Here is a 22,070-nt window from a genome sequence, read left to right on the forward strand (position 1 = left end):
ATCACCTTCCGCGACACACGCAAATCCCGCGCGATCGCCTTGATCGCCTTGCCACCGGCATACTCGCGCCGAATCCGAACCACCGTCTCCAAAACCAACATCCCGATCTCGCCGCCTGATTATCCAGGCCGCTGCTTAAACCATCGAAATGAGGGGTCCCTTTTAGACGCCGATCACCCCGCTAACGGGGTCCTTTTTGCACGCCGATCCACATGCTAGTTTGAGCAATCCCAACTTCGGCTAGGCAAGCCAGCTAGCGAATACAGCACCGACTTAGACAATTGGCTGATCATCGGAAAAGTTTAGTTTCCGAACAATGAGCCGGCAGGTCGAACGTGGGGTGCCGCCGAATTCCTAAGATTTCGCGGCATCTGGCCTCTTGCGGATATCGAATCCGGGGATCGAGAGACCGACGATCATGTTGATGAATAGGCTCGCTTCGGCGATTGCGTCTTCGGCCTCCTCGGGATTGCTGAACGCCCCCTGGTGGACGACCGAGTTTCGGACCGCATTAATTTTCTCGGCGGAACTGACCAGCGCCTTGGCCACTTTGCTTTTGGGATCGGCAAAATAGACCGGAACGAAAAGCTTGGCCATCTTCAGTTGGAGCCCGTTGGCCCATTTCAGGAAATGATCGATCACCGTCGCGTCGAACCCGGTTTTTACCGCCCACTCCGTTCGGATGGCATAGTTGGCCGCGATCTCTGCCGCCGTCGCGCAGCGCACAATTGCCGCGGACGGCTCCTCGCGGAGATGGAGTCCCGAGAGCTTTGTCCATTGCGCCTCGAGTTTCTCCAAATCAGTCCGTTCATTATACGGCTTCTTGGATTTTCTCCGGTGCGCATCGTCTGTTGATTTGGACATAGGCTCGCTCCTGTCTTCACCATTGTCGCCGACACGGCGATATGGATCATTTTACTATGGCGAACCTATAGCCTGCCAAGCAAAGAATCGAATGAGGGATTGACCTTGAAACGTGCACCTGAGGATATGAAATGACCGACATCGCCGCTTCGAATATTCGCTACATCAAGTTGGGGCGTGGCGGCGGCTGGGAAGCCGAAAGTTTGCAGGAAGGCGTCCTCAGGTTCGGCTATCGCGAAGCGCCCCATGATCTTTGCATTCGCGGCGACTGGGCGGCGGTATGGGAGGTCATGAAGCAAATCCGCGGTGACGCCGGCGCCGCGACGCGTGACGTCAATCAAATCCGCGACTTCTATGAGAGCGATGAATCCACGATCTTCATCACCTTCGTCGGCGGGTTGATGCACTGGTGCCGCCCGACCGGGCCGGTGCAATTGCTCGATGATGGAAGCCACCGCCGCCAGACGCTCGACGGCTGGTACGACAAGAGCAAGGCCGGGGTTCTGCTGACCGCAGACCGACTTTCGGGCCATCTCTTGAAGGTGCAGATGTTCCGCGGGACGATTTGCGACGTTGGTGCCACCGATTATCTGCTGCGCAAGCTCAACGATGAACTGTTGCCCGAAGTTGCCGCCGCCGAAGAGGCCGAACGCGCCCTGATGACGGCAGTTGTCGGACTTATGCGACTCCTCACCTGGCAGGATTTCGAGCTTCTCGTCGATCTGATCTTTTCCGCAAGCGGATGGCGCAGGGTTAGCCAGGTCGGCCGCACGCAGAAGACCGTCGACCTTGAGCTGGTCTTGCCGAGCACCGCCGAGCGCGCGTTCGTCCAGGTCAAGTCGCAAGCCTCATTGGGTGCGCTGGGCGACTATGCGGCCCGCTTTGCCGAAAGCGATGCCTATGATCGCATGTTCTTCGTCTGGCACACGGGCGCGATTCCTGAAGATGCAGGCCCGGAGGGCGTTATCTTGCTAGGACCAGACAGGCTTTCCCGGATGGTTGTCGATGCCGGCCTGTCGTCGTGGCTGCGCGAGAAGGTCTCCTAATGTCGTCGATCCAAGACCAATTGCCGCGCATCTTCCAAGCCAATCTCGCGCGTCTGTTCGACCGTGTCATTCTGCCGGGCATGGACGCGCTTCCGATTCATACTGCTTTCGACCAAAGCAACGCTGCAACCTTGAACGAGGCGCTCGATCGCGCCGCCGCTGTGGTCGACAATTATACGGCCAATGAAGCGTCCAAGGCTTACACGCTGATGTTGGCTGCCGTGTTCGAGCGCCAGCTGAGCATCGGCGCGCGCGCCGTCCATCCTGCGCGCGCGACTAAGACGGGCAAATATCAGGATTTGCTGTCGATCTGTGCCGCACATGCGGGCATCGACCTTGGACAGGACGGACTCGAGGCGGATTTGATGCAGATGTTCATTGTCGCCAACGTCGTGCGCCATGGCGAGGGAGCGTCGTGCGAGAAGCTGCGCAATTTGGCGCCCGAGCTTTGGGATGACGACGCATCCGACTACCGCCATCTTTTGGCGGGCTCGCCAATCCCGAGCGAACATCTGCGCGTCGGGAAAACCGATCTCGTTCGCTACATTCGTGCGACCACCCGATTCTGGGGGCTGGCCGACCCCCTGCCGATGGCGGTCATCGACCCGCCCTATCGGCTGGTTTGAAACCGGGTGGCGCGACAGGGGAAGAATTATGGACGGTGACGAGTTATCTGACGATGAACCGGAGGATACGCCGCGCTACCGCGCGCTGAGTGAGATCGGCCGGAGCGATTTGTATGAAGCGCTGATGGGTCTCGCCGGGTTCGGCGAGAATCCATTTCTGGCCATGCAGGCAAGCCAACTCTGCCTTGTCGACAATCTCCTGAACGACATCGAACAGAAGGTGATGCGCCAACAGTTCGACGACGATCCGCCCCGGCAGCAAATCGCGATGGCGTCGGCGCTTTCGCCGATGTGGATTTATGCCGCCTATGAGCTGCTGCGGACCTGGCGCCAGCGCTGCGAGGAAGTGATCATGCTCGCTGAAAATGCAGGGTTCGATCTCAAGGCGACAAATCTCGAACGTGATCTGGGCTACCGCCATTATGATCGGGAATTGCGCGCCCAGCAGCTGCGTGACGCGCAGGAGCGTCCCGAGCTTGTCGAACAGATGCGCGTCGATCTTCGGCGAACCGAAATGGGGTTTACCACGCTGGAGTTTATCCGCGTCGCGCTCGCCAAGCATGAAGTGAGCAAGAAGGGGAACAAAAAGCCCATCGCCTTTGCGCCGGGCTTCGCCCGGCCGAACCGCGAATGCGGCTCGATGGAATATGAACTGAGCAAAGGTGGTTCGATCATCAGCTATGTCACCCGCCGCGAACTTGCCGAGACAATCCGATATTTCCCGGAAGCTGAAAACCCGAGCGACGAGGATCTGGCCGACTTTCGCACCTATATGAATCCCCCCGACGTCGAACCGCCGCCAGCTGAAACCGGCCTATGAGCAAAGAGCCCCAATCCAAGACCAAGGCTTTCGACCTTTTGGCGTCGGTGGCGTCCTTCGCCCGCGAGCATCGCATTGCGCTGAACGACCCGACTCTGGTCGAACGGTTCATGGCCGATGCCGTGCCGCGGCTGGAGGAAGCCTTGGCCGATCCGGCGCTGATCCATGGATCGAGAACCGAGCGCCTGTTCGAAGCGACGGTCTTGAGTCTTGGCCGCTTCCGCCTTCTGAAAACCGAGGACATAGGGCGTGTTCATGCCGCCACGACCTATCGTGCACCCGATTTTCGCGTGGTGCTGGACGATGGCGATCAATGGCTGATCGAGGTCAAGAATGTCCGGTGCGAAAAGCCGCTGAAGCAGGAAACGCGGATGTCGGCGCCCTATCTGGCTTCGCTCCAAGCCTATGCAGATGCCGTCGGCACGCCGCTGAAGCTCGCCATATTCTGGTCGCTCTGGAACATCTGGGCGGTCATTTCGCCCGGCCGTTTTCGCCGCGCGAACGGGAGCCTCCGGGTGACGATGGGAGAAGCTATAGAGGCGAACGAGTATGGCCGACTCGGCGAAGTGATCATCATGACGAAGCCGCCGTTGCGACTCCTGCTTGGCGCGGCGACCGACATGCCGCACACGCTGAGTGCCGAGGGCCTCGCAAACTTCATCATCGGATCGGCGAAAATCTACAGCGGCGATATCGAGCTCATCGACCCGAGGGATCGCAAGCTTGCGGAAATCCTTCTGCTTTACGGCGACTGGCCGGCAAGTGGGCCTTTTGCGATTATGGATAAGGGCGGGTTCGCCGGCGTCGAGTTCGTTGCCGAGCCCGAGGAGCCGTCGGACCAGGGTTTCGACGGCGTTGGTTGGGCGAGCCGCATCTTCACCCGATTCTATGCGGCGCAAACGATCGACGGCGATCAGGTCATTCAGCTCAACGGCGGAGGCGGCGCCCGAATGGTTCGCCCCGCTGGCGGATTGGGACTTCAAGAACAGCAAGCTTTCGCTTTGGCTAGGACATGTTGAGCCGCCGCACGATCGGTCGGCCAAGGACGCAGGTCTTCCCGATTGAGCCGAGGTTTCCGGCTTTTCGCGGGGCAGGAAACTGATTGGTTCGCATTCCGCCGTTTTGACGCACGTCAGCCGGAATATATTCGGCATATTTGAGACGTAAAAAGTTCCGACAAGTCATTTGACCCAGCAACGACCGCCATTCTGGCGGAGGCACTATTTTTAACTACCGCCGCGACTTGCGTGTCACTCCCGACATCGATGTTTCTGTCGGTTTACTGGGGATATGACCCCGTGGCACCGAGTCAGCGAGTCCGACCCTTGCGTCCCAATGCCTGATCCTGCGTGACTTCTCGGACGCGCTGCGCCTGTTGGTTGCGGACCTGAATTGCCGCGATCGTGTCGCCATTGGCGATGCGGCGAGCCACCTCGTGACGCTTGGCTTCGACGTCCTTTGATGCCTTGGCCGGATCATCGGGGTATTTCACGCGCGTGATCGATAGGGTTTGGGCGACAAGGCTTTGCGCGCGGCGCAGTTCCGGATCGCGTGCATTTTGCTCATGGGTCTGGCCCAAGAACCGTTCCGACAGAGCTTTAAGGCTGATTGTCTCATCGGGCGGTCGACGGAATTTGTTTGTGATGGTTTTCGCTTCGCGGCGCTTGTCGCGTTCGGCAAGCCGGGCTTGTAGGCGGTCAGCTTCGGCCTGGACCACTTTCGAAGGCGTGTAATTCTCGACCGTCAGCCCATGTGCGGCCGCAGCAAGAAATGCGGCCTTCTTGAACGTATCGCCGCCATTGATCCTGATCGACGTCCAGCCATTAGCCTTAGCGATCCGCACGATGTCGGGAAGGGCGTCGATCTTGCTGGTCTTGAGCCGGTCGGGTTCAAGGCGGGCAATCGGCTTTTTATCATCCGTAGTGCGATAGAGTGCATTGCCGACACGCAGGAATTTTCCGGTCAGGTCGTCGGTGAGGGTGGGTGTTTCGGCTTTGCGCTTCAGCTTCGCCGTCTCCAATTTGGCTTTGTCCGGCTTCGGCATTGCCTTGCGGCTGCGTCCTGAAGAGGCATCGCCATCCTGTTTATCCGCCATTTTCGTCACCTTCCTCGATAAGCCCAGATACATTGCCGTCGTGATCCAGCGTCAGCATGTCGGCGAAGAAGCTCGGGCAATCTTCGGTGAAAACATCATCCTGCGACATAGGCCGGGTCTCGTGCCCGGCAGCCTCTTCGGCGATCATGTCGCGGAACAGCGCGGGCAGCGCGGTGCCAAGAGTTCGCTTAGCCGCGGCTGGCACTTCCGGCGCTGGAAACGCGCGCTTTTTGAAAAAGCGGTTGCTGAAATAGGCAATCTTTGTGCCGACGATCGGCGGAATGCCGCCGCGCAGGAGGATCAGCTTATCGGTTGGAAACTGCATGAGTTCCTGCGGCAACAACAGAGCGCGGCGCTGTTCCGCGATGGATTTCGACCGATTGGCGAGGAGACCATTGATCGTGAGCGACCTGGTGACGCTATCCTGTCCGACATAGCCCATCCTCTCGGACAGGTGGCTGGCGACGCGAAGCTCCTTGGGCGTGAATGCGACTTCGACACCGCAATTGGCGACGATTTCATCGGCGACATGCTCGCCGTAAACGCCGCGCAATTGCGACCGCGACTGGATGACGGGCAGAAGCCTGATTCCGTAGCCCGCGACATAGGAGAAGGCGCTCGCAATGACCGAGGCCCGACCGAGCCGGGCAAATTCATCGAGAATGACCAGCACCGGCACGGAAGTGTTTTCGTCGCGCAATTCGCGCACGTTGAGGTCGATGAGCTGCTGGAACAGGAGATTGTAGAGCGGCGCGATCCTGTCGAGTTCATCAGGCGACACGCCGAGATAGATCGACATGGGGCGCTTGCGGAGCTGGCGAAGATCAAAGTCGCTTGCCGCTGTCGCGGCATCGACTAGCGGGTTGAGCCAAAGGCCGAGGACGTTGGTGATCGTCTTCTTGATGTCGGCAAAGCTGTTGTCCGAGCCGCCGGCGAAATCAGCGAGCGCCGTCCGACAGCCTACCGAGAGGTTCAGTCCGGGATTGGCGAGTTCCCTTTTGAAAAAGACGCGCGGATCGCTTGTCGTCAGATGGCGATAGATCGCACCCATCGTCAGCGGTTCGTTGCTGGTTTCCGCGAGCCAGGCACCAACGCCTGCAAATCCGGTGCGGGCACCATTGGCCCAAAAGGCTTCGCCCTGTTCGGGCGCAACGAACAGCATCGTTGCGATCTTCTGCAATTCGATGATGACATCATCCGGGTCGTGGCGGTCGATATAGGCCAGCGGATTGTAACGGGCGGTGCGGCCTTCGCGGGCGGTCGGATTGAACAGATAAACGGCCTGCCCGTAATGGGCGCGAAAGCCCGCGCTCGCGTCGTAATTCTCGCGTTTCACATCGAGGACGACAACCGAGCCAGCCCAGGTCAGCAGGTTCGGAATGACGATGCCGACGCCTTTGCCCGAGCGGGTCGGGGCTTCGACAATGACATGCTCGCTGCCACCAAAGGTCAGGAACCGTCCGCGCTTGCGGCCAAGGACGATTCCAGAGCCTGCGCGAAATCCGTGGCGCTTGATCTCGCTTTCGCGGGCGAAGCGCGCCGCTCCATGCAGCGGTGCGCCGCGCGCCCAAAGCGCATAGATCAGGCCGCCCAGGAGCAGGCCGCCGCCGAGCAGCCCGCCTGCCATCGCGCGGACAACGCGCGGGTCGCCGCGATAATACCAGACGAACTGCGGCATTTTGAGGGGATCATAGGCGGCGACGGGCAGGCCGAGGACCAGCCAGCCGATCATGGTGGCGATGGCGAGCGCGATCAGCACACCGAGCGGAATGCCGACTAGCAATCTAGCCGTCCCGCCATTAGGCGGCGTACCTGCCTTCCGGGTCATAATAGATCTCCGTCACCCGAAATTCGCCATCGGTCTTTTTGGTTTGCACCACGACATCGACCAGCATCTTGAGCAGCGCGCGAATATCGCCGCGGGCCAGGTCGGAACCGCCTTCGCTTTCCTTCACCAAAAGCGTCAGTTGCTCGAACGCTAATTCGGCGGAATCGGCATGGATGGTGGTGATCGAGCCGGGATGGCCGGAATTGACGTTGCGCAAATAGAAAAAGGCAGTCCCGTCGCGCAGTTCCTGGAGCAGGATACGATCGGGCCGCATCCTGAGCGCGCTTTCGAGCAGATGTTTGGCAGTGACATTGGCAGTGCCCTGGCCGTCCTTGGCATATAGCATATGGACGACGTTCTTTTGACCGACGATCAGTTCGCGCGTGTCCTCGATCGTCAGCAACCGCTCATCGGGCGGGATCAACTGGATCAGGCCCTTCGACAGCGTAGTCTTGCCTGATCCCGTTGCCCCCGAAATGAGGATATTGAGCCTGGCCTTCACCGCGCGGTCGAAGAATTCGACATGACGGCCTGATTGCAGAAGTGCGAGCAACTCCAATTCCTGCGGAGTTACTTTCTTTTCCGAGATTCGCGTGTCCCTGAAAAGGCCAGCCGCCTCGAAATTGGCGAGTGTCATTGTCACGGTCGATGGCTTGCGCACAGTGATCGAGACCGTTTCGTCCGGCACGACGGGTGGCACGACGATTTGCACGCGCTCGCCAGTCGGGAAGATCGTCGAGACGATGGGGTTTTCGCGGGAAACATCCTGCGAGGTAAAGGCGGCGGCGGCAGTCGCGAGCGCCATGAGTGTCTTGAAATCGAGTGAGGGTTCGCTTTCCCATGTCCAGCGCCCGCGTCGTTCAATCCCGACCTCGCCGGGCAAATTGATGACCAGTTCGGTGACGCTCGCGTCATCGAGATGTCTGCGTAAGGGTGCCGTCACGCTGTCGAGGACAGCGGTGTTTTTGCCCGGTGCGGCCATTATTTCAGCGCGAGGCCGTAAACGGTCGAGAAGTCGAAATCCTGCGCCACCGTGATTCCGACATCCTCGCCCTGATTCTTGCGCAGCACCGGCTTGATCTCGGCATTTTGCTGCAAGACAGTCGATGCCGCATCGGAGGGGACGCGCGGGGTGTTCGAGCCGTTATTGCCAACGGCTTCCGACCCGACGGTCGCCGCATCTTCGACAAGGCTGAACAGCAGGGCTGTGCCAAAACGCTGCCAGAAGAAATTATTGACCCGGCCATCCACGCCGCCGCGCCCGAGCTCATCAGTTGCGGGCGATCCGACATCGATCGCAATCCCGCGCGGCGTGACGGCACGCGTCCACAGGACGAACAGCCGGTATTGCCCGCGGTTGAGGCCACCCTGATATTCGCCAAAGATCTTCGTGCCTTTTTCCATCAGCACGACCCTGCCATTGTCCGAATAGACATTGCGCGGAAGAATACAGCTCACATAGCCCGGTTGGCTTGAATCCATTGCGGTCTGCAGCACACACGGAATGAAGCTTCCCGCCGTAATCAGGAAATTGCGGTCGGGAAGCGTGCGAGCCTGCGCCTGTCCGATGACCGAGCCACGCCGAAGCCTGTCGAGATTGGTGAGTTCGGGGGATGCTGCGAGATCGGGATTGGCAACAGTCCCATGGTCGCCATAACGAACGCTTCCACCCGCACTCTCGCGTTCCCCGCCAAAGGCGATCAGCGATGACCGCCGCGTGGCTTCGCGCAGGGATTCGTCCGGGGATTGCTGGCGCGGCTGTTGCAGCGCTGCTGAAGAACCTTGCTGCGGGCCGATGGCGGGCACGGTCGGTTCTCCAAGAGGAATGGGGGCGTCGGGGTCGGTCGCTGCCCCAGCCAGTGTCGGTGCGATAACCGTTGCCGGGTCATATCGCGCCGGTTCGAGCGCGGGTTTGGGTTTGACGGGTGGCAGCGTCGTATGGCCCGTCAGTCCGGTTCCCAGCGCCAGAACCGTGAACATGACGGCGCCTGCGGCGGCGGCAAGGCCGATCATCTTTTTTGGGTCCATCGTGGTGCCGGGGATCGACGGCATTTTGCTGCCGCGTTCAGAGGCAGGGGTGCGATCAATCTCGTCGGGATCGGGCGTTTGATCGACGGCGGGGCGATTGGCGCCTCGGTCTGAGGCGCGTTCCGGGTCAACTGTGTCGGCCATTATTTCGTCTCCCCATCAGGACCAGATGTGCGCTCGACGATGCTGGACGCGGTGCCGGTCTTGGGATCGCGCCCGTAGAAATCCGGGGCCTCGTTGAAGACGCACAGCACCTCTTTGCCGCGCCGCAAACGGAGCTGGGCAAACACGCCGTGGATCACGACAAATTCTCCGCGGACATCGAACGGGATGATGCTCTCGCCGCCATCGGGATTGACGGCGAAGAACGCAGGAAGCTCGCGCTGGTTCGGAAAGCGCAGCGCAGTGAACTGGCCGTTGTCGGTAATTTCGGACGGTTGTATCGCGGATGATCCCTGCACATTATATTGGAGGTTGCGCTTGCCTTCGAGGACCGCGAGGTCGAGGGCCGAACGGATCGCGCCCGATTGAAGGGCGGTGGCTCGCGCGTATGCGGCTTGCGCCGCCGCCACTTGTGCTGCGGCGGCTTCCTCGCGCGGATAGCGAAACACGACCTTGAAGAATGTGTCGGCGGACTGTGCGCCGATGCTCCCGCGCCGCGCCGACAGTTCGAACGTGTAGCTGCGGCTCCCGGCGTCGGAACGCGTGATCACGATCAGATTGGTCGCTCCGGCCAGTTCGCGTGGTTTGATGAACAGCGAATTTTCAGCCGGCGCCACTTCCCACGACACGCTGTCGCCGAGCGCGACATGCTCGACCCGTTCGCCCGATGAAAAGACGATCTGTGTTGCCGAGCGGAACGCGCCGACAATGCGGTAAACTTCGGCGTCGCTATAGATCGCTTCGCGGATTCTGCTGTCCTGCGCGGTAGGATGCGGCGTCTCGCTGGCGCGTGCGGCGCTGGCGGAGACCATCAGGGCGATGGCAATGATGCCGTGTGCTGATTTCATTGCGTCACCTCCAGATCGGCGCGGTAGCTTTGGACTTCCAGCCCTAGCGGGTTTTTGAACCGTTGCTGTTCGGTAGTTGGGGTGTCGGTGGTGTCGTAAGTCACGGTCGCGATCGCCGGGGTGTCGATCGTCGATGCGCCGCGCTGGAGTGTTTTGGTGAAACGGATTTGCGCGACGTTCTTTGACACGAAGGTCACGGACTTTATGGCGATAAACACCGTATCCAGATCGGTGAAAACGCTTTGCGGCGATTGGGGATTGCCTTTGGCATAAAAGGCCGTCCAGCGCGCCTGTTCGTCACGCGACGACATCGCCAGCACGCCTTCGAAAAACTCCTGACGCGCTTGCGGAATCCATCCTTCGCGGTTGCGGACATAATCGGCGAGGAAATATTTGGCGACCGCCTCATTATAGGTGATCTGCCGGTCGCCGGTCAGTGGCGAAGTAATCGCGCTCGCGCCGGTGGCCTTGTCGACGGTGATCACATAGGGCGCGACGGTCTTGAGCGGTGTCAGCATGGCCACAGCCGCGACCGCTGTGATTGCAAGGCCGCCGGCCACGCCCGCGATGATCCACGCCAGCCGTTTCGAGCGGTTGGCGGCAGTCAGCCGGTCGTGGTCCCAGCTCGCGGCCTCTGAAAAATAGGCTTTTAGATCTTGCCCTTCGGTAACGCCGCCAGCCATGACGCTCAGCAACTCCCATAGAAGGTTGGCGGGGTTGCGCTGCTGATGGGCGGCACTTGCTGATCGGGCTTGGCGCCGGGCGGTACGGGCTCGGGAAATACATCAACGCCTTTGCGTCCCCGGTCTTGGCCGGGCGTCGGGTCGGCTGGGGTCGATGTTCCTGCGACGGGATCGACCCTCGGCAGGATCGAGCCATTGGGGTTGGCCGGGCGGCGCTGCTTGCCGCTGCATTTGGCAAGTTTTGGCGACGTCGAAGCAGCGGCGATGGCGTCCGCTGGCGCCATGAGTGCCAGGGCAACCAAAATACTTATCATATGCTTACGCATGGCTCTATTCCTTTATACTGCACCGCGACTGATTGATCCGGATGTCCGCATCCGCGCGATGCCGCGGGCGAAGCCCCGCTCGATGGCGCGGCTGGTCGCCTGAGCGCCGGTTGCGCCGCGCCCGACGACGAACCCGCCTGCCGCTGCGATTGCGGACGCAAACTGGTTGGCAAGGGCAGGGCCGCCACCGCCGAGCGAAGCGGCGAGCGATGGAATCTGCAGGAAAAAGAAGAAGCCGAGCGCGTAAAAAGCCAGTGCCTTGATCGCGGCCATGCCGATGTCGTCATTTTCCGAGATGGTGGCGATGATCGTCTCGCCGGTTTGGGTCAGAAACAGTGTCAGCACGAGCGCGAAAACGATCAGCATCAAATAGTTGATGCACGCCCCGAGCCAGGCAAAGAAATAGCCGCGCGTGGACTCGAACAGCAGGGCAGCCACAAAAAGCGGACCGACCACCGAGAGAAGCGCGAGCGCAAACAGGCCGAACGCACTGATGACGAAGCCGATGGCCGCGCACAGCAGCGTGGCGATGATGACAATGACTACCAGAAAGCCCGCAAAGACGGCATAGCCGATATCGGGGAGCGCACCTTGGGTATCCTGATAATTGGCGGCGATCTTGCGCATTGTGTTGGCGGATTCAAAGCCGGTGCCTGCCAGCTTGTCATAAAAGCCGCCAAGACCACCAACGTCCGCACCGCCCAGCGCGTTTGCGAACTGGCCGGGCAGGCCACCCAGCGCAAACATGCCAATCTGGGTGCCGTAGAGCGATGTCACGGCAAAATAGAGAACGGCGAGCTGGCAACCGCGATAGGCATATTCGCGGAACGGATATTGCACCGCCCCGCGCATGATCGCGTAGCCCAGCAGAGAAATGTAGATCACGATCCCGATGCGCAGGGCAGGGCTAACGACCCCGATCACGGCCGCATATTTGCCCACGATGGCCGCCAGCGCATTGTCCAGCGCCTCGAACATCGCGGTGAATACATGATCGGTGAAATCCATATCTCGTCGCGGGTCCTGGTTGGCGCTTATCGAGCGATCTGGAGTTGCGACTTGGCGAACGCCGCCGCGCGGCAATTGCCCGTAACCACCGCGGGTTGTGATCCAGCCGGCGCATCGCTGACCGACCATTTGCGGCAGATGGCTTGCATCGCTTCGATCTCCTCGCTGTGGGCAACATAATATTGCCAGGTCCGCGCTGGCATGTCGGCTGGGGGCGGGGCGGGGGACGGGCCGCACCCGGCCACCAGCAGCGCGATCGAGACGGGCGCGAGACGCAAACTCATTGTCCTTTGTAATAGCGGCTCGCCGCTTCGAGCTTGTGGGCGAGTGCCGCCTTTCCCGCTGCCGCGCGTTCGCGCTCCTGCGCCTGTTGCTCCATGGCTATGGCCTGAAGGCGCAGCTGGTCGTTCTGCATCGCCGCGGATTCAAGTTGCAGCCGTGCGGTCAGATCGCCGACTTCTTTGGCCGTGGCGGCCGTCGCCAGCCGAGCGCGGAGCTGGTCAAGCCCTTGCGCCCTTGAGGTGACGGCTGTCCCCATATTATCGGCAAGCCCGGCGGTGATGCCGATGTTGCGCGCGTTGAGATCGAAGCCTGCGCGCCATTCTTCCGATCCCGACACCCCGCGCTTTTCGAGAAGGCCGCGATAGACCGCATCTGCTTTGGCGCGGCCGGCGCCGACAACATCGAGATTGCCGCCGCCATATCCTTGCAGCGATCCCTGGCTTGTATCGAGTTCACGCAGTGCATCGCTTTTTAGCTCTGAGGCCAACCGCGGAATATCGGTAAGTTTGTTCAGATCCTGATAGAGTTTCTGCGCTTCGGCAATCTGCTGTTTGCCTTGCGCTACAATCTGGAGGGCTTGCCGCACCGCGCTGATTTGCTGCACCAGACTGGCGCTGTCATGGACGGGCATTCCCTGCGCAATTGCCGGAAAAGGGGCCGTAATCAAAAGGGCTGCACCCAATAACCTGGTCATCGTCTTCATCATATTACCTTTCCTTGCAGCTCAGCTTGGACGTCTTCGTCGATGGAAGAGAGGCAGCCAGAGCGCGGGGTCTGTTCCCACCTCTGCAATGATTTCGTCGGCAACAGCGGTGGTCTCGGCACGCCCCGACAGCACCGCCAGCGCGTCTTCCAGACCACTCAGATTGAGCTCGACCACAACGCTGTCATGGCCCTGCTTCACCAGAAACTTGTGGCTTTCAGGCGCAAGGTCTTCGCGCACTAGTTTGAACTCGGCTTCGGACAGTGCGAAGCCTTCGACATAATCGCGCCGCGCGCCGAACGGATTCGGCAGCATGATCTTGGTGGCGACCTGTTCCAGAATTGAATGGCTGATATCGCTCTTGAGCGCATCGGCAGGCGATTGCGTGGCGAAGACCAGCAGGGCGTTTCGTTTGCGGTAGGTTTTGAGGCCGTCCTGAGCGAAGCGCCGGAAGGCTTCATCGCCGAGCGCCTTCCAGAATTCGTCGATGCAGATAATCATCCGCTCGCCGCTAAGGAGTTGGTCGATTCGGTGGAAAAGATACAACATGACCGGCGTGCGGATGTCGGCGTTGTCGAGGAAATCGGTCATGTCGAACCCGATGAACCGGGCGCCGAGCGTCATCCTGTCGGCAGGATTATCGAACGCCCAGCCAAGCGAACCTTCCGACGTCCATTTTTCAAGGCGCGCGCCGACGCCGCTGATATCCTTCATGCCGAGCATCGAGCGCAGCGCACTGAGCGAGCGATCTGCTACCGGGAGCTTCATCACAGCGTTAATGCCGTCTTCGATCCGCCGTTCTTCCTGAACCGAGACAAGCAGGCCGTCCGCGCGAACGAGCTGGCGAATGAAAATTGATAGAAAGCTCTTGTCGCCTGGAGTGTCGGAAAGAGCTTTCAGCGGTGAGAAACCGGTGGCGACGCCGTTGCGCAAAGCCAGATATGTCCCGCCGCTGGCTTGAACGAAGATCTGCGCGCCGCGATCCTTGTCGATAAAGATCTGACGTGCGCCGGTCTTTTCGGCCTGTGCCATCAGGAAGTTGAGCAGCGCCGTCTTGCCGCCGCCCGATGGGCCGATAATAAGCGTGTGTCCCAGATCGCCTTTGTGGAAATTGAAGAAATACGGGCTGCGCGCATTGGTCTTGAGCAGCGCCACCGCATCGCCCCAATGGTTCCCGCTGGCGAGGCCGACGGGGAAGGTATGGAAGGGTGAGAAGGCCGCGAAATTGAGCGAAGAGATCGGCGCGGGACGGGCGCGCCATGCGAAATTTCCGACGAGCTGCGACCAGTAAGCCGCTTCGAGCGCAGCCCCTTCGCGCGCCGCGACCATCCCCGTATCGGCAAGCGCGGCCCGGGCGACCGCCATTTGGTCGCGGAGCGCCTTCATCGAACTGGCATAGACCGCGAGGGTGAAATGATGGTCGCCCAGCACAAAGCGGTTCGACATCAGGTCATCGCTGGCATCGATCAGCGCATCGGCCTGGCTGACGGCGCGGTCGCCGGCATTTTCCATCTGGGTCATGCGCAGCCGGAATTTCTCAGTGGCCGCAGCCCTTCCAAGGAAGGTGAAGGATTGTGTCAGAACGAAGCCAAAATCCACCGACAGCAAAGCCTCTAACTGGCGCGGGGTTGTCTGTGCTGGATATTCGCGGATACCAAATATACCGCCAAAGACCGACGTGTCGGCGCCGCGTATTTCTATGGTTTCGGCGCCGAAGATCGTGCGGGCGCGATATAACGCACCGCCCAGATGACCGCGCACAACGGGGACGCGGGCAGGGCGTCCGGTCATCACCATATCGGCGACTTCCATCGTTTCGGAAAACATCAAACCGCGATGCTCATAGATCGCGCAGCGGCGCGGTTCGCAGCGCACCATGAGCTTTTCAAAATCACGGGCCTTGTCGTCGAGAAGCTCGATCAGGGACTCGTCGATCTCCAGCCCCAGCGACGCGCTGCGCTTGGCATTGCCCGAGACCTTGCGCTTGAGAAGCTGGATGAGTTTGTCGCCGCCGGTGGCGGCTGGACGGATGACAAGCGTCGCAAAGAAGCGGTTGACGAACATCCGTTCCTGGTTGATCCGCCCAAAATAGGCACGGTTGAGATCGGCAGCGAAGCCCGATTTGAACGCCCCACCAGGATATTGATCGACCCGCATCCTGATCAGATGCGTCCAGATCGACAGCCTTTCATCATGGAGGTTGCGGAGCATCCCGTTCAGCTTGGTGTGCCAATCGTTCAGGTCGCGCACGTCGGCCGTCTCGAACGCACGGCCTTGCAGCTCGAAGGTCAGCATGATGTCGCCGGAATCGAGCGCCACCATCTCTTCATTCACATGACGCGAATAGGGCAGGAACTTCCCGGGCGTCGTCTCGCGCTGCGCGACTTTGAGCGGCACGGCGGTGGGTCGCATGGCATCGGATGCAAGCCGCTTAGGCATAACGGCCAAAACCCTTGCGGCGCATGCCCGTCAGCGTGAGCGGCGAGTAGCTGCTTCCGCCCCAGAACGCCCGGTTGCGGTTGCCCGCTTTGGTCCGGCCCCAGAGGAACAGAAGCCGGAATGCATTGACGTCGTGGCGCACAATCAGCCGCGAAATCGAAAAGCCGAATATGGCGACCAATGCGGCGTAAACCGGACTGTTAGTTCCGATCAGGACCGACGCGCTGCAAATGAGCAGCAGCACCGCCGCCTCAATCGGGATTCCAGCCCAGAGTGCAGGGCGGGTCACGGCGAGGAACAGCGGGTCCTTGGTCAGGATTTCGGTGTCGGCGTTCACGCGCGTCAGCCCGCAATGATGCCGACAATGGAATCAGCCGAAAAGACAATGGCGATGCCGATGATAACGGTCACGAGGATCGTTGTGGAGGCCCGACCCGTGAACCAGAGCAGGCCGGTGACGATCACCGCGATGACCGCAAGCGTCCGCAGCAGCGTCGACGACAGCAGGCCGCGAACTTTGGTGGCGAAGCTCTCCAGATTCTGTGCGGAGGCGGGATCAGGGTTGAGCGCGGAAACCCCTAACACCAGCGCGAGCGCGACGCTCCAAAGCAGCACGTTCTGCCGCGACTGCGGTATGCCCTCGAACCAAAGCGTCAGTCGGGACCGAACACCTGCGGTTCTTCGCACAAAGTACTTCAATCCCGCCATACGCTCCTGCTTTCTATCGTTTCAGATCGGTTGGACCTTTGCCGGTCATGAGCGGCGCGCTCGAATAGGTTCCACGCAGGCGGCGGGCTGCGGCGCGCGACAGGCAGCAACGTAGAACCAAAATTCTCCGAGATTAGTTGGACGCGCGGGTCGAAAGGCATCGTCGGCGCCGTCGGCGCTTCCATCGTTACTAGGTCGACAAAGCCCGCATTTCTGACAACCTTTGCGACATAGCCGTTGCGAAATCCCCTCGACGAGCTTCCGGTGTTGTAAAGTGAGAGTGCGATGCGAAGCGCGGTTTGCGGATCGCGTCCGACAATTGCCCCATTATAATTTTGGGTGAGTACTCTGCCGAGCGCCTCGATATTTTTGCAGGGGTCAAACACTGTCTCCCAGGTCAGGCCAAGCCAGCGCATGTTGCGCGAGTTGATTTGGCCGAGACCGAGATCGACCGAATAGCCGGCAGCGATGTAGCGCTGTGCAGTCGCAGCGGCGCTGCCGGCGTCGGGCTGCGGCGGAGGTTGTTTCCCGCCATTGACGTTTAGCGCGAAGGGCCGTCCGTGGCTTTCGGTTTGCACGATTGCAGCGACGGTCTGCGGTGCGACATTGGGCGCACATTGCGACGCTAAGGCGGCAATCATGGCGCCGGACATGGTCACCGCTGAATACCTACAAAGGAGGTGAGGGACGGTGCGTAAATTTCGGCTTCGTGATCGGTCAACCGCGCAACAATGAAAGTTGATGCCGGATGTCCGAGATCTGAAACCCAAATATGATGGTAGGAAGCCATATGCGCACTCATCTGAAAATGCGCACTCAGTGAACATCCCGGAAAAGGGGTATGTACCTTTCAGCTTTCTGCAGAGCTGGGGCTTTTCAACAACGGTAGATTTGAAGCTGAATCTGAGCTATAATCAGTTAGTTGAATGTAGGAGATTCATAAAGTTATTCATTTTCCCCCCGCAATTATTGCCGACCGACGCCATGAGAAGCATCGCAAAGCATTCAATCAGTGAAGGACGATCAACGGCAACGGGACCGCGAGGAAGGTCCGTCAGCGATCTGAAGGCCAGCTGATGACGATCAAGATGACGACCCAAGAGATGCTGCGCGAAATTAAGTCTGCGCCTGAGGCCGGGCAGTTGGCATTAGCACTTGCGAATATCTGCACGCAGATGGGATTCAAGTACTTTGCTCTCACACACCATGTGGAAGTGACGCGACGCGCCGCCAACGTCGTCCGGATTCACAATTATCCGTCGCAATGGGTCGCCTACCATGACCGCAACGCTCTCGGCACATCTGACCCCGTTCACCGAGCAAGTCATATGTCATGCGCTGGGTTTTTGTGGTCGGAAATGAAGACGATGATCCCACTAAATTCGGACGATCGGCGTGTCCTCGCACTTAGCCGCGAATACGGAGTCGGCGATGGCTTTACTGTGCCGGCGAATGTTCCCGGAGAACCAAGCGGATCATGTTCCTTCGCAAACGTAGCGGACATCCCGGTCGATGAGGCGACGCTGCCGTTGGCGCAACTCGTCGGCATCTTCGCGTTTGAGCGCGCGCGCAGTTACTCGGGAATCCGGGCGTTTGAGAAAAGTCAGCCACGACTAACGGACCGCCAACGAGATTGCTTGCTTTGGGTCGGTCGCGGCAAGACCGACTGGGAGACCGGCCGGATACTGGGCATCACGGAGGACACCGTCGATCGTCATCTCACCAATGCGCGAGAGCGATACGGGGTACCGAAACGGACAATGTTGCTCGTTCGTGCCCTGTTCGACGGCACGCTTAGTTTCTCGGATATTCTGTCTTAGAGAGACATTCGCTCTCGCAACCGATGAAGGGTCGGGGATCGCACGAAGCCGCTTCTGTGATCTTCCAACACCCACGCGAAGCCGGGCAATGAGAACATGTGCGAGAACATGCGCCGTTGCCTTTAGTCGCAGAGCGACCTGGACATAGCATCGGCAACCCGGCCATCGGTGCGCCGGCGTTCGAGCGCAAGCGGTTTTTCGAATGGATGCTCGACGGTTGACCTCATTTATAGAATATTGATGCTGCCGGTGAAGTTAAAACTTCAGTAAACGGCGTATGACTGGAGTGGATTGAATAACGTCTGCTGTCGTCGCTGCATATGGAAGAAAACGATCGATCAATCGTTCAAGCTCTGTCATATCTTTAACATACGCTTTGGCGACCAAGCAATGATCGCCTGTCACGCGGTCAGCTTCCACCATTTCAGGTGTTTCAGCGAGCATCGCGACGATGCGAGGAACCTCCCCAACATTAGGTTGAAATCGAAAATAGGCACCGATAGGCTGTCCGGCGACTTGGTTGTCGACTGTGATCGTATAACCAGAAATCACCCCGGAATCTTCTAATCGGCGCATTCGTTCCGTTGCGCTGGGCGACGATAATCCGATTATTCCAGCAAGTTCGCGTATTGTGAGACGCGCATTTTTTCCTAGCGCCAGGCAAATCGCTCGATCGATAGGGTCAAGGGCGCGCGCGATGTACCGACTCCGGTTCATGACAAAACGCGCGCTTCTTCCGATTGGGCGAGATTCGTCTGCCTTTGATCGCCTCGGTTGATTTTGATCCTAGCCAAGATACGCATCTCAATGTCCCGTGAGTTATCGACACTGAGCATGGGCCCATGGCCTTGGACATTCCGGAAAAAGGGAATTGACCGCATCCATGTTCTGGCTTTGCGCTATCAACCGCATCCTACACATTTTTCTGGCTGCTCCTGCCATCGAGACCGTTTGAGACGGTCGCGTCCAAACAGTCGCGCCGCGGGCGGCGCGATCATTGCCTGATTGGTTGGCGTTCGGGCGCGGCTAGCGCGCAAATCGACGCCGCTGCGCGGCGGCGCGATTGTCTCCCGGCAGGTCGGGGGCAGGGTGGGCGTCACTCGCCTCTAGCCCCGCCCGTTCGGTCCGCAACCCGCGTGCCGCGGGTCCTCCTCTTCGTTCCGGTCCTGCGGATGCAGCCCGCCCGATCATGCGGGTCTGCCGGCTCCTTCCTGCCGCCCACCCCGCCCCCTTCCGGGCCGGGCTGCGGTGGTTTGAAGGAGAAGGGACATGCGTCGAGAAAGGATCGAAAGAGCGAGCCTCTATTCCGAGGTCACGAGCCGGATCATCGCGGAACTGGAAGAAGGGCGGCTGCCTTGGGTGCAGCCTTGGGACAGCGCTGCGTGCAGATGCACGATGCCGCAGAATGGCGCTACTGGACGCCAATACTCGGGGATCAATGTGCTGATCTTGTGGGCCGAGGCCATTGCGATGGGCTACGCCTCGCAGCGCTGGCTCACCTACCGGCAGGCCGAAGCGGCTGGCGGCAATGTCCGGTGCGGTGAGAAAGGTACGATGATCTGCTATGCCGACCGCTTCACGCCAAAAGCTGAAGCCGAGAAGGCGCGCGGCGAGGATCGCGACCCGCGCACCGTTGCGTTCTTGAAGCGCTTCACCGTCTTTCACGTCGATCAGTGCGAGGGGTTGCCCGAGGATTTCACCGCAGCGCCGGTGGCGGTCGATCCGGTGCTGGCGATTGCCGATGCCGATGCGCTGATTGCGGCAAGCGGCGCTAAATTCAATATCGGCGGCGGCGAAGCCTTCTACAGCCCAAGCCATGATTTCGTGCAGGTGCCGCCGCAATCGGCATTTTACGAGCCGATCGACTGGTATCGGACGGCTTTGCATGAGCTAGGCCATTGGGTCGGCCACAGTAGCAGGCTCAGCCGAGACCAGACGGGCGCCTTTGGATCGCCCGCCTACGCTAAAGAAGAGTTGGTCGCCGAGATGGCAGCGGCATTCACTTGCGCCTCGCTCGGGATTGCACCCACCGTGCGGCATTCCGATTATATTGCGTTGTGGCTTTCAGTGCTTCGCGAGGACGACAAGGCAATCTTCCGCGCCGCCAGTCAAGCGAGCAAGGCGTCGGACTATCTGCAGGTCTTCGCGGGAGATGAGCAATGAGGCGGCGTGATCTTTCCACCGTCAGCGTCGAGGACGCCGAGCGGCGCATGGTCATCGCGCTCGCCAAGATGACCGCGCGGCAAGGCGATGTATTCCTCTCGGTGCGGTTCGATGATGCATCATATGACGACCTCGCTGCACGCCATGGCATCAGCGTCGAACAGGTCACGACTGACTTCGCGCGTGCTCTGACAATGTGGTCGCGCTGCCTTCATGCACGCTTTCCGCATCTTGTCTGGCCATGGCTCTAGCGGTCGTGGACCGGATGGCGCTTGCCATCCGGTCCACCGCCTTTCTAAGGATGTGACCATGCGAACCGGCCTCGATCATGTTCCGCCATCCAAGCAGCGCGAGCTCGCGGATGTGGTACGCATCCTGTTCGAGGAATTTGAAATCACACATGCTCGGGGCAACGCGGATTGGAATCGCAAGGGCCGCATCTTCAAGATCGTGCTCTACGGCAGCTATGCGCGCGGCGACTGGGTCGATGATCCGATCGGCGGCTACCAGTCTGACTACGATATTTTGGTCGTCGTCAACTATGAGCGGCTAGCCGAGTTTGAGCATTGGTCGGCCGCCGAAGATCGGCTCATGCGCGAGGTCACGATAAATCGGACTCTCACCGCGCCGGTCAGCTTCATCGTGCACTCGCTCAAGGATATGAACGCGCAACTTGAGCGCGGGCGCCCTTTCTTTATCGATATCGTCGAGCAGGGCATCGCGCTATATGAAGCCGAAGGGTATGAGTTTGCGCAGCCGCGTAATCTCCCGCCCGACGAGGCGCGGATCGAGGCGCAGAAGCATTTCGATACGTGGTTCGAAAGTGCAGCGGCATTTGCTGCCTCGGCAAAGTTTTTGGTTGAACGCGGCAATTTCAACGAAGCCGCGTTTAACTACCACCAGGCGACCGAGCGGTTGTATCATTGCACATTGCTCGTGCTGTCGCTCTACAGCCCCAAGTCGCACCGGCTCAACTTCTTGCGCTCGCAGTGCGAGCAGATCGCCCCTCCGCTGGTTGAGGCGTGGCCGCGTGACGCAAAGTTCGGCCGCCGCTGTTTTGAACTTTTGCGGCTGGCGTATGTGGATTCGCGCTACTCGCCTCACTACAAAATAACTGCCGAGGAGCTGGGCTGGATCGGCGACCGCGTCGCGGTGCTCGAAGGCCTCGTAGATAAGATTTGCCGCGATCATACCGCGGCGCTCGGCAGTGCGGACCGCGCCGCCGAATAGAGAAGGAATGCAAGTTGGATGATATGGAAACCCTGGGTACGCTGACCGCCGATATTGTTGCCGGTCGCAATTGCCGGTACGAACTACGGCTGACGACCCAGAATACGTCGTTTGGCAGTAGGCGATTAAAGGTCCGCTCCCGCTAAAACCCGTCATTGGCAACGGATAAGGGTACGGCATTCATGACGAAAATCTTTTGGGTTGGCACTGCGCTCAGTCGACAGCGATGAAAGTGCGCAGGCGCTCGTCACGTACCTCAAAGATGTCGAGGACTGTAAGGGCTCGTAGCGCTGGTACCACCTGTTTGACTTCAAGCTGCAGAGAAGCGCGCGGTCTTCCTCAGAGATACTGGCGCTTCAGCCAGAGGGAGGCGTCTTGAAGAAAAGCGACG

General features: G+C 59.8%; 24 protein-coding genes. 8 read left to right on the plus strand and 16 right to left on the minus strand.

Annotated elements, in window-relative coordinates; translation table 11 throughout:
* Positions 1–354 precede the first annotated feature (354 nt).
* On the minus strand, positions 355–864 hold the full coding sequence (locus CDQ92_RS11345) for a hypothetical protein (protein WP_088441556.1): 510 nt from the start codon (positions 862–864) through the stop codon (positions 355–357).
* Between the two features lie 131 nt (positions 865–995).
* On the opposite strand from CDQ92_RS11345, the gene CDQ92_RS11350 reads away from it, so the two are divergent.
* From CDQ92_RS11350 to CDQ92_RS11365, 4 genes are read left to right on the plus strand one after another with little or no spacing between them, the layout of a single operon-like run.
* Complete coding sequence (locus tag CDQ92_RS11350; RefSeq protein WP_088441557.1) at positions 996–1,910, plus strand: hypothetical protein; 915 nt, start codon at positions 996–998, stop codon at positions 1,908–1,910.
* A complete protein-coding gene (locus tag CDQ92_RS11355) occupies positions 1,910–2,536 on the plus strand; it encodes a hypothetical protein (protein WP_088441558.1) in 627 nt (208 codons plus the stop codon). Before CDQ92_RS11350 ends, CDQ92_RS11355 begins: the two co-directional genes overlap by 1 nt.
* 28 nt (positions 2,537–2,564) lie before the next feature.
* Entirely contained in the window at positions 2,565–3,356 is a 792-nt protein-coding gene (locus tag CDQ92_RS11360; protein WP_188682376.1) for a hypothetical protein, read from the plus strand.
* Entirely contained in the window at positions 3,353–4,375 is a 1,023-nt protein-coding gene (locus CDQ92_RS11365) for a hypothetical protein (RefSeq protein ID WP_201792056.1), read from the plus strand. The genes CDQ92_RS11360 and CDQ92_RS11365 overlap by 4 nt, the downstream gene beginning before the upstream one ends.
* Positions 4,376–4,665: 290 nt before the next feature.
* Here the strand turns inward: CDQ92_RS11365 and CDQ92_RS11370 are convergent, their stop codons facing one another.
* The 14 genes from CDQ92_RS11370 to CDQ92_RS11430 are packed head-to-tail and all read right to left on the minus strand — an operon-like array spanning position 4,666 to position 17,236.
* The gene (locus CDQ92_RS11370) at positions 4,666–5,451 is read right to left on the minus strand and encodes an LPD7 domain-containing protein (RefSeq protein ID WP_088441559.1); all 786 of its coding nucleotides are present in this window, start codon (positions 5,449–5,451) and stop codon (positions 4,666–4,668) included.
* On the minus strand, positions 5,441–7,279 hold the full coding sequence (locus CDQ92_RS11375) for a type IV secretory system conjugative DNA transfer family protein (protein WP_088441560.1): 1,839 nt from the start codon (positions 7,277–7,279) through the stop codon (positions 5,441–5,443). The genes CDQ92_RS11370 and CDQ92_RS11375 overlap by 11 nt, the downstream gene beginning before the upstream one ends.
* Positions 7,251–8,261 carry a P-type DNA transfer ATPase VirB11 gene (gene virB11, locus CDQ92_RS11380; RefSeq protein WP_088441561.1) on the minus strand — a complete coding sequence of 337 codons (1,011 nt, stop codon included), beginning with the start codon at positions 8,259–8,261 and terminating at the stop codon, positions 7,251–7,253. The genes CDQ92_RS11375 and virB11 overlap by 29 nt, the downstream gene beginning before the upstream one ends.
* Positions 8,261–9,451 (minus strand): type IV secretion system protein VirB10, encoded by a 1,191-nt coding sequence (gene virB10, locus CDQ92_RS11385; RefSeq protein ID WP_088441562.1) that lies wholly within the window; start codon positions 9,449–9,451, stop codon positions 8,261–8,263. The genes virB11 and virB10 overlap by 1 nt, the downstream gene beginning before the upstream one ends.
* On the minus strand, positions 9,451–10,317 hold the full coding sequence (gene virB9 / locus CDQ92_RS11390) for a P-type conjugative transfer protein VirB9 (protein WP_088441563.1): 867 nt from the start codon (positions 10,315–10,317) through the stop codon (positions 9,451–9,453). The genes virB10 and virB9 overlap by 1 nt, the downstream gene beginning before the upstream one ends.
* The gene (locus CDQ92_RS11395; RefSeq protein ID WP_088441564.1) at positions 10,314–11,000 is read right to left on the minus strand and encodes a VirB8 family type IV secretion system protein; all 687 of its coding nucleotides are present in this window, start codon (positions 10,998–11,000) and stop codon (positions 10,314–10,316) included. The genes virB9 and CDQ92_RS11395 overlap by 4 nt, the downstream gene beginning before the upstream one ends.
* 5 nt (positions 11,001–11,005) lie before the next feature.
* Positions 11,006–11,326 carry a hypothetical protein gene (locus CDQ92_RS11400; RefSeq protein ID WP_144035759.1) on the minus strand — a complete coding sequence of 107 codons (321 nt, stop codon included), beginning with the start codon at positions 11,324–11,326 and terminating at the stop codon, positions 11,006–11,008.
* Positions 11,327–11,338: 12 nt separating this feature from the next.
* Entirely contained in the window at positions 11,339–12,334 is a 996-nt protein-coding gene (locus tag CDQ92_RS11405) for a TrbL/VirB6 family protein (protein ID WP_158213830.1), read from the minus strand.
* A 26-nt stretch (positions 12,335–12,360) separates the two neighbouring features.
* Positions 12,361–12,618, minus strand: coding sequence for a hypothetical protein (locus tag CDQ92_RS21160; protein WP_158213831.1), 258 nt, complete (start codon positions 12,616–12,618; stop codon positions 12,361–12,363).
* The gene (locus CDQ92_RS11410) at positions 12,615–13,322 is read right to left on the minus strand and encodes a type IV secretion system protein (protein ID WP_088441567.1); all 708 of its coding nucleotides are present in this window, start codon (positions 13,320–13,322) and stop codon (positions 12,615–12,617) included. Before CDQ92_RS11410 ends, CDQ92_RS21160 begins: the two co-directional genes overlap by 4 nt.
* Positions 13,323–13,340: 18 nt before the next feature.
* Positions 13,341–15,731, minus strand: a complete 2,391-nt coding sequence (locus tag CDQ92_RS11415) for a VirB4 family type IV secretion/conjugal transfer ATPase (protein WP_088441568.1) — start codon at positions 15,729–15,731, stop codon at positions 13,341–13,343.
* A gap of 19 nt (positions 15,732–15,750) precedes the next feature.
* Positions 15,751–16,095 (minus strand): VirB3 family type IV secretion system protein, encoded by a 345-nt coding sequence (locus CDQ92_RS11420; RefSeq protein ID WP_158213832.1) that lies wholly within the window; start codon positions 16,093–16,095, stop codon positions 15,751–15,753.
* A 5-nt stretch (positions 16,096–16,100) separates the two neighbouring features.
* Positions 16,101–16,466 carry a TrbC/VirB2 family protein gene (locus CDQ92_RS11425; protein ID WP_084758227.1) on the minus strand — a complete coding sequence of 122 codons (366 nt, stop codon included), beginning with the start codon at positions 16,464–16,466 and terminating at the stop codon, positions 16,101–16,103.
* Positions 16,454–17,236 carry a lytic transglycosylase domain-containing protein gene (locus CDQ92_RS11430; RefSeq protein ID WP_229667412.1) on the minus strand — a complete coding sequence of 261 codons (783 nt, stop codon included), beginning with the start codon at positions 17,234–17,236 and terminating at the stop codon, positions 16,454–16,456. Before CDQ92_RS11430 ends, CDQ92_RS11425 begins: the two co-directional genes overlap by 13 nt.
* A 306-nt stretch (positions 17,237–17,542) precedes the next feature.
* Between CDQ92_RS11430 and CDQ92_RS11435 the strand changes: the two genes are divergently transcribed.
* Positions 17,543–18,286 (plus strand): LuxR family transcriptional regulator, encoded by a 744-nt coding sequence (locus CDQ92_RS11435; protein ID WP_144035760.1) that lies wholly within the window; start codon positions 17,543–17,545, stop codon positions 18,284–18,286.
* Positions 18,287–18,541: 255 nt separating this feature from the next.
* Here the strand turns inward: CDQ92_RS11435 and CDQ92_RS11440 are convergent, their stop codons facing one another.
* Positions 18,542–19,003, minus strand: a complete 462-nt coding sequence (locus CDQ92_RS11440; protein WP_088441569.1) for an Lrp/AsnC family transcriptional regulator — start codon at positions 19,001–19,003, stop codon at positions 18,542–18,544.
* Between the two features lie 552 nt (positions 19,004–19,555).
* Between CDQ92_RS11440 and CDQ92_RS11445 the strand changes: the two genes are divergently transcribed.
* Genes CDQ92_RS11445 through CDQ92_RS11455 form a run of 3 tightly spaced genes read left to right on the plus strand, consistent with a single transcriptional unit; the run spans position 19,556 to position 21,679 of the window.
* Complete coding sequence (locus CDQ92_RS11445) at positions 19,556–20,449, plus strand: ArdC family protein (protein WP_088441570.1); 894 nt, start codon at positions 19,556–19,558, stop codon at positions 20,447–20,449.
* On the plus strand, positions 20,446–20,700 hold the full coding sequence (locus tag CDQ92_RS11450) for a sigma-70 region 4 domain-containing protein (RefSeq protein WP_229667416.1): 255 nt from the start codon (positions 20,446–20,448) through the stop codon (positions 20,698–20,700). Before CDQ92_RS11445 ends, CDQ92_RS11450 begins: the two co-directional genes overlap by 4 nt.
* A gap of 58 nt (positions 20,701–20,758) precedes the next feature.
* On the plus strand, positions 20,759–21,679 hold the full coding sequence (locus CDQ92_RS11455) for a HEPN domain-containing protein (protein ID WP_088441571.1): 921 nt from the start codon (positions 20,759–20,761) through the stop codon (positions 21,677–21,679).
* Positions 21,680–22,070: the final 391 nt, after the last annotated feature.

The organism is Sphingopyxis bauzanensis (genome assembly GCF_002205675.1).
In the GTDB taxonomy this organism is placed as follows: domain Bacteria; phylum Pseudomonadota; class Alphaproteobacteria; order Sphingomonadales; family Sphingomonadaceae; genus Sphingopyxis; species Sphingopyxis bauzanensis.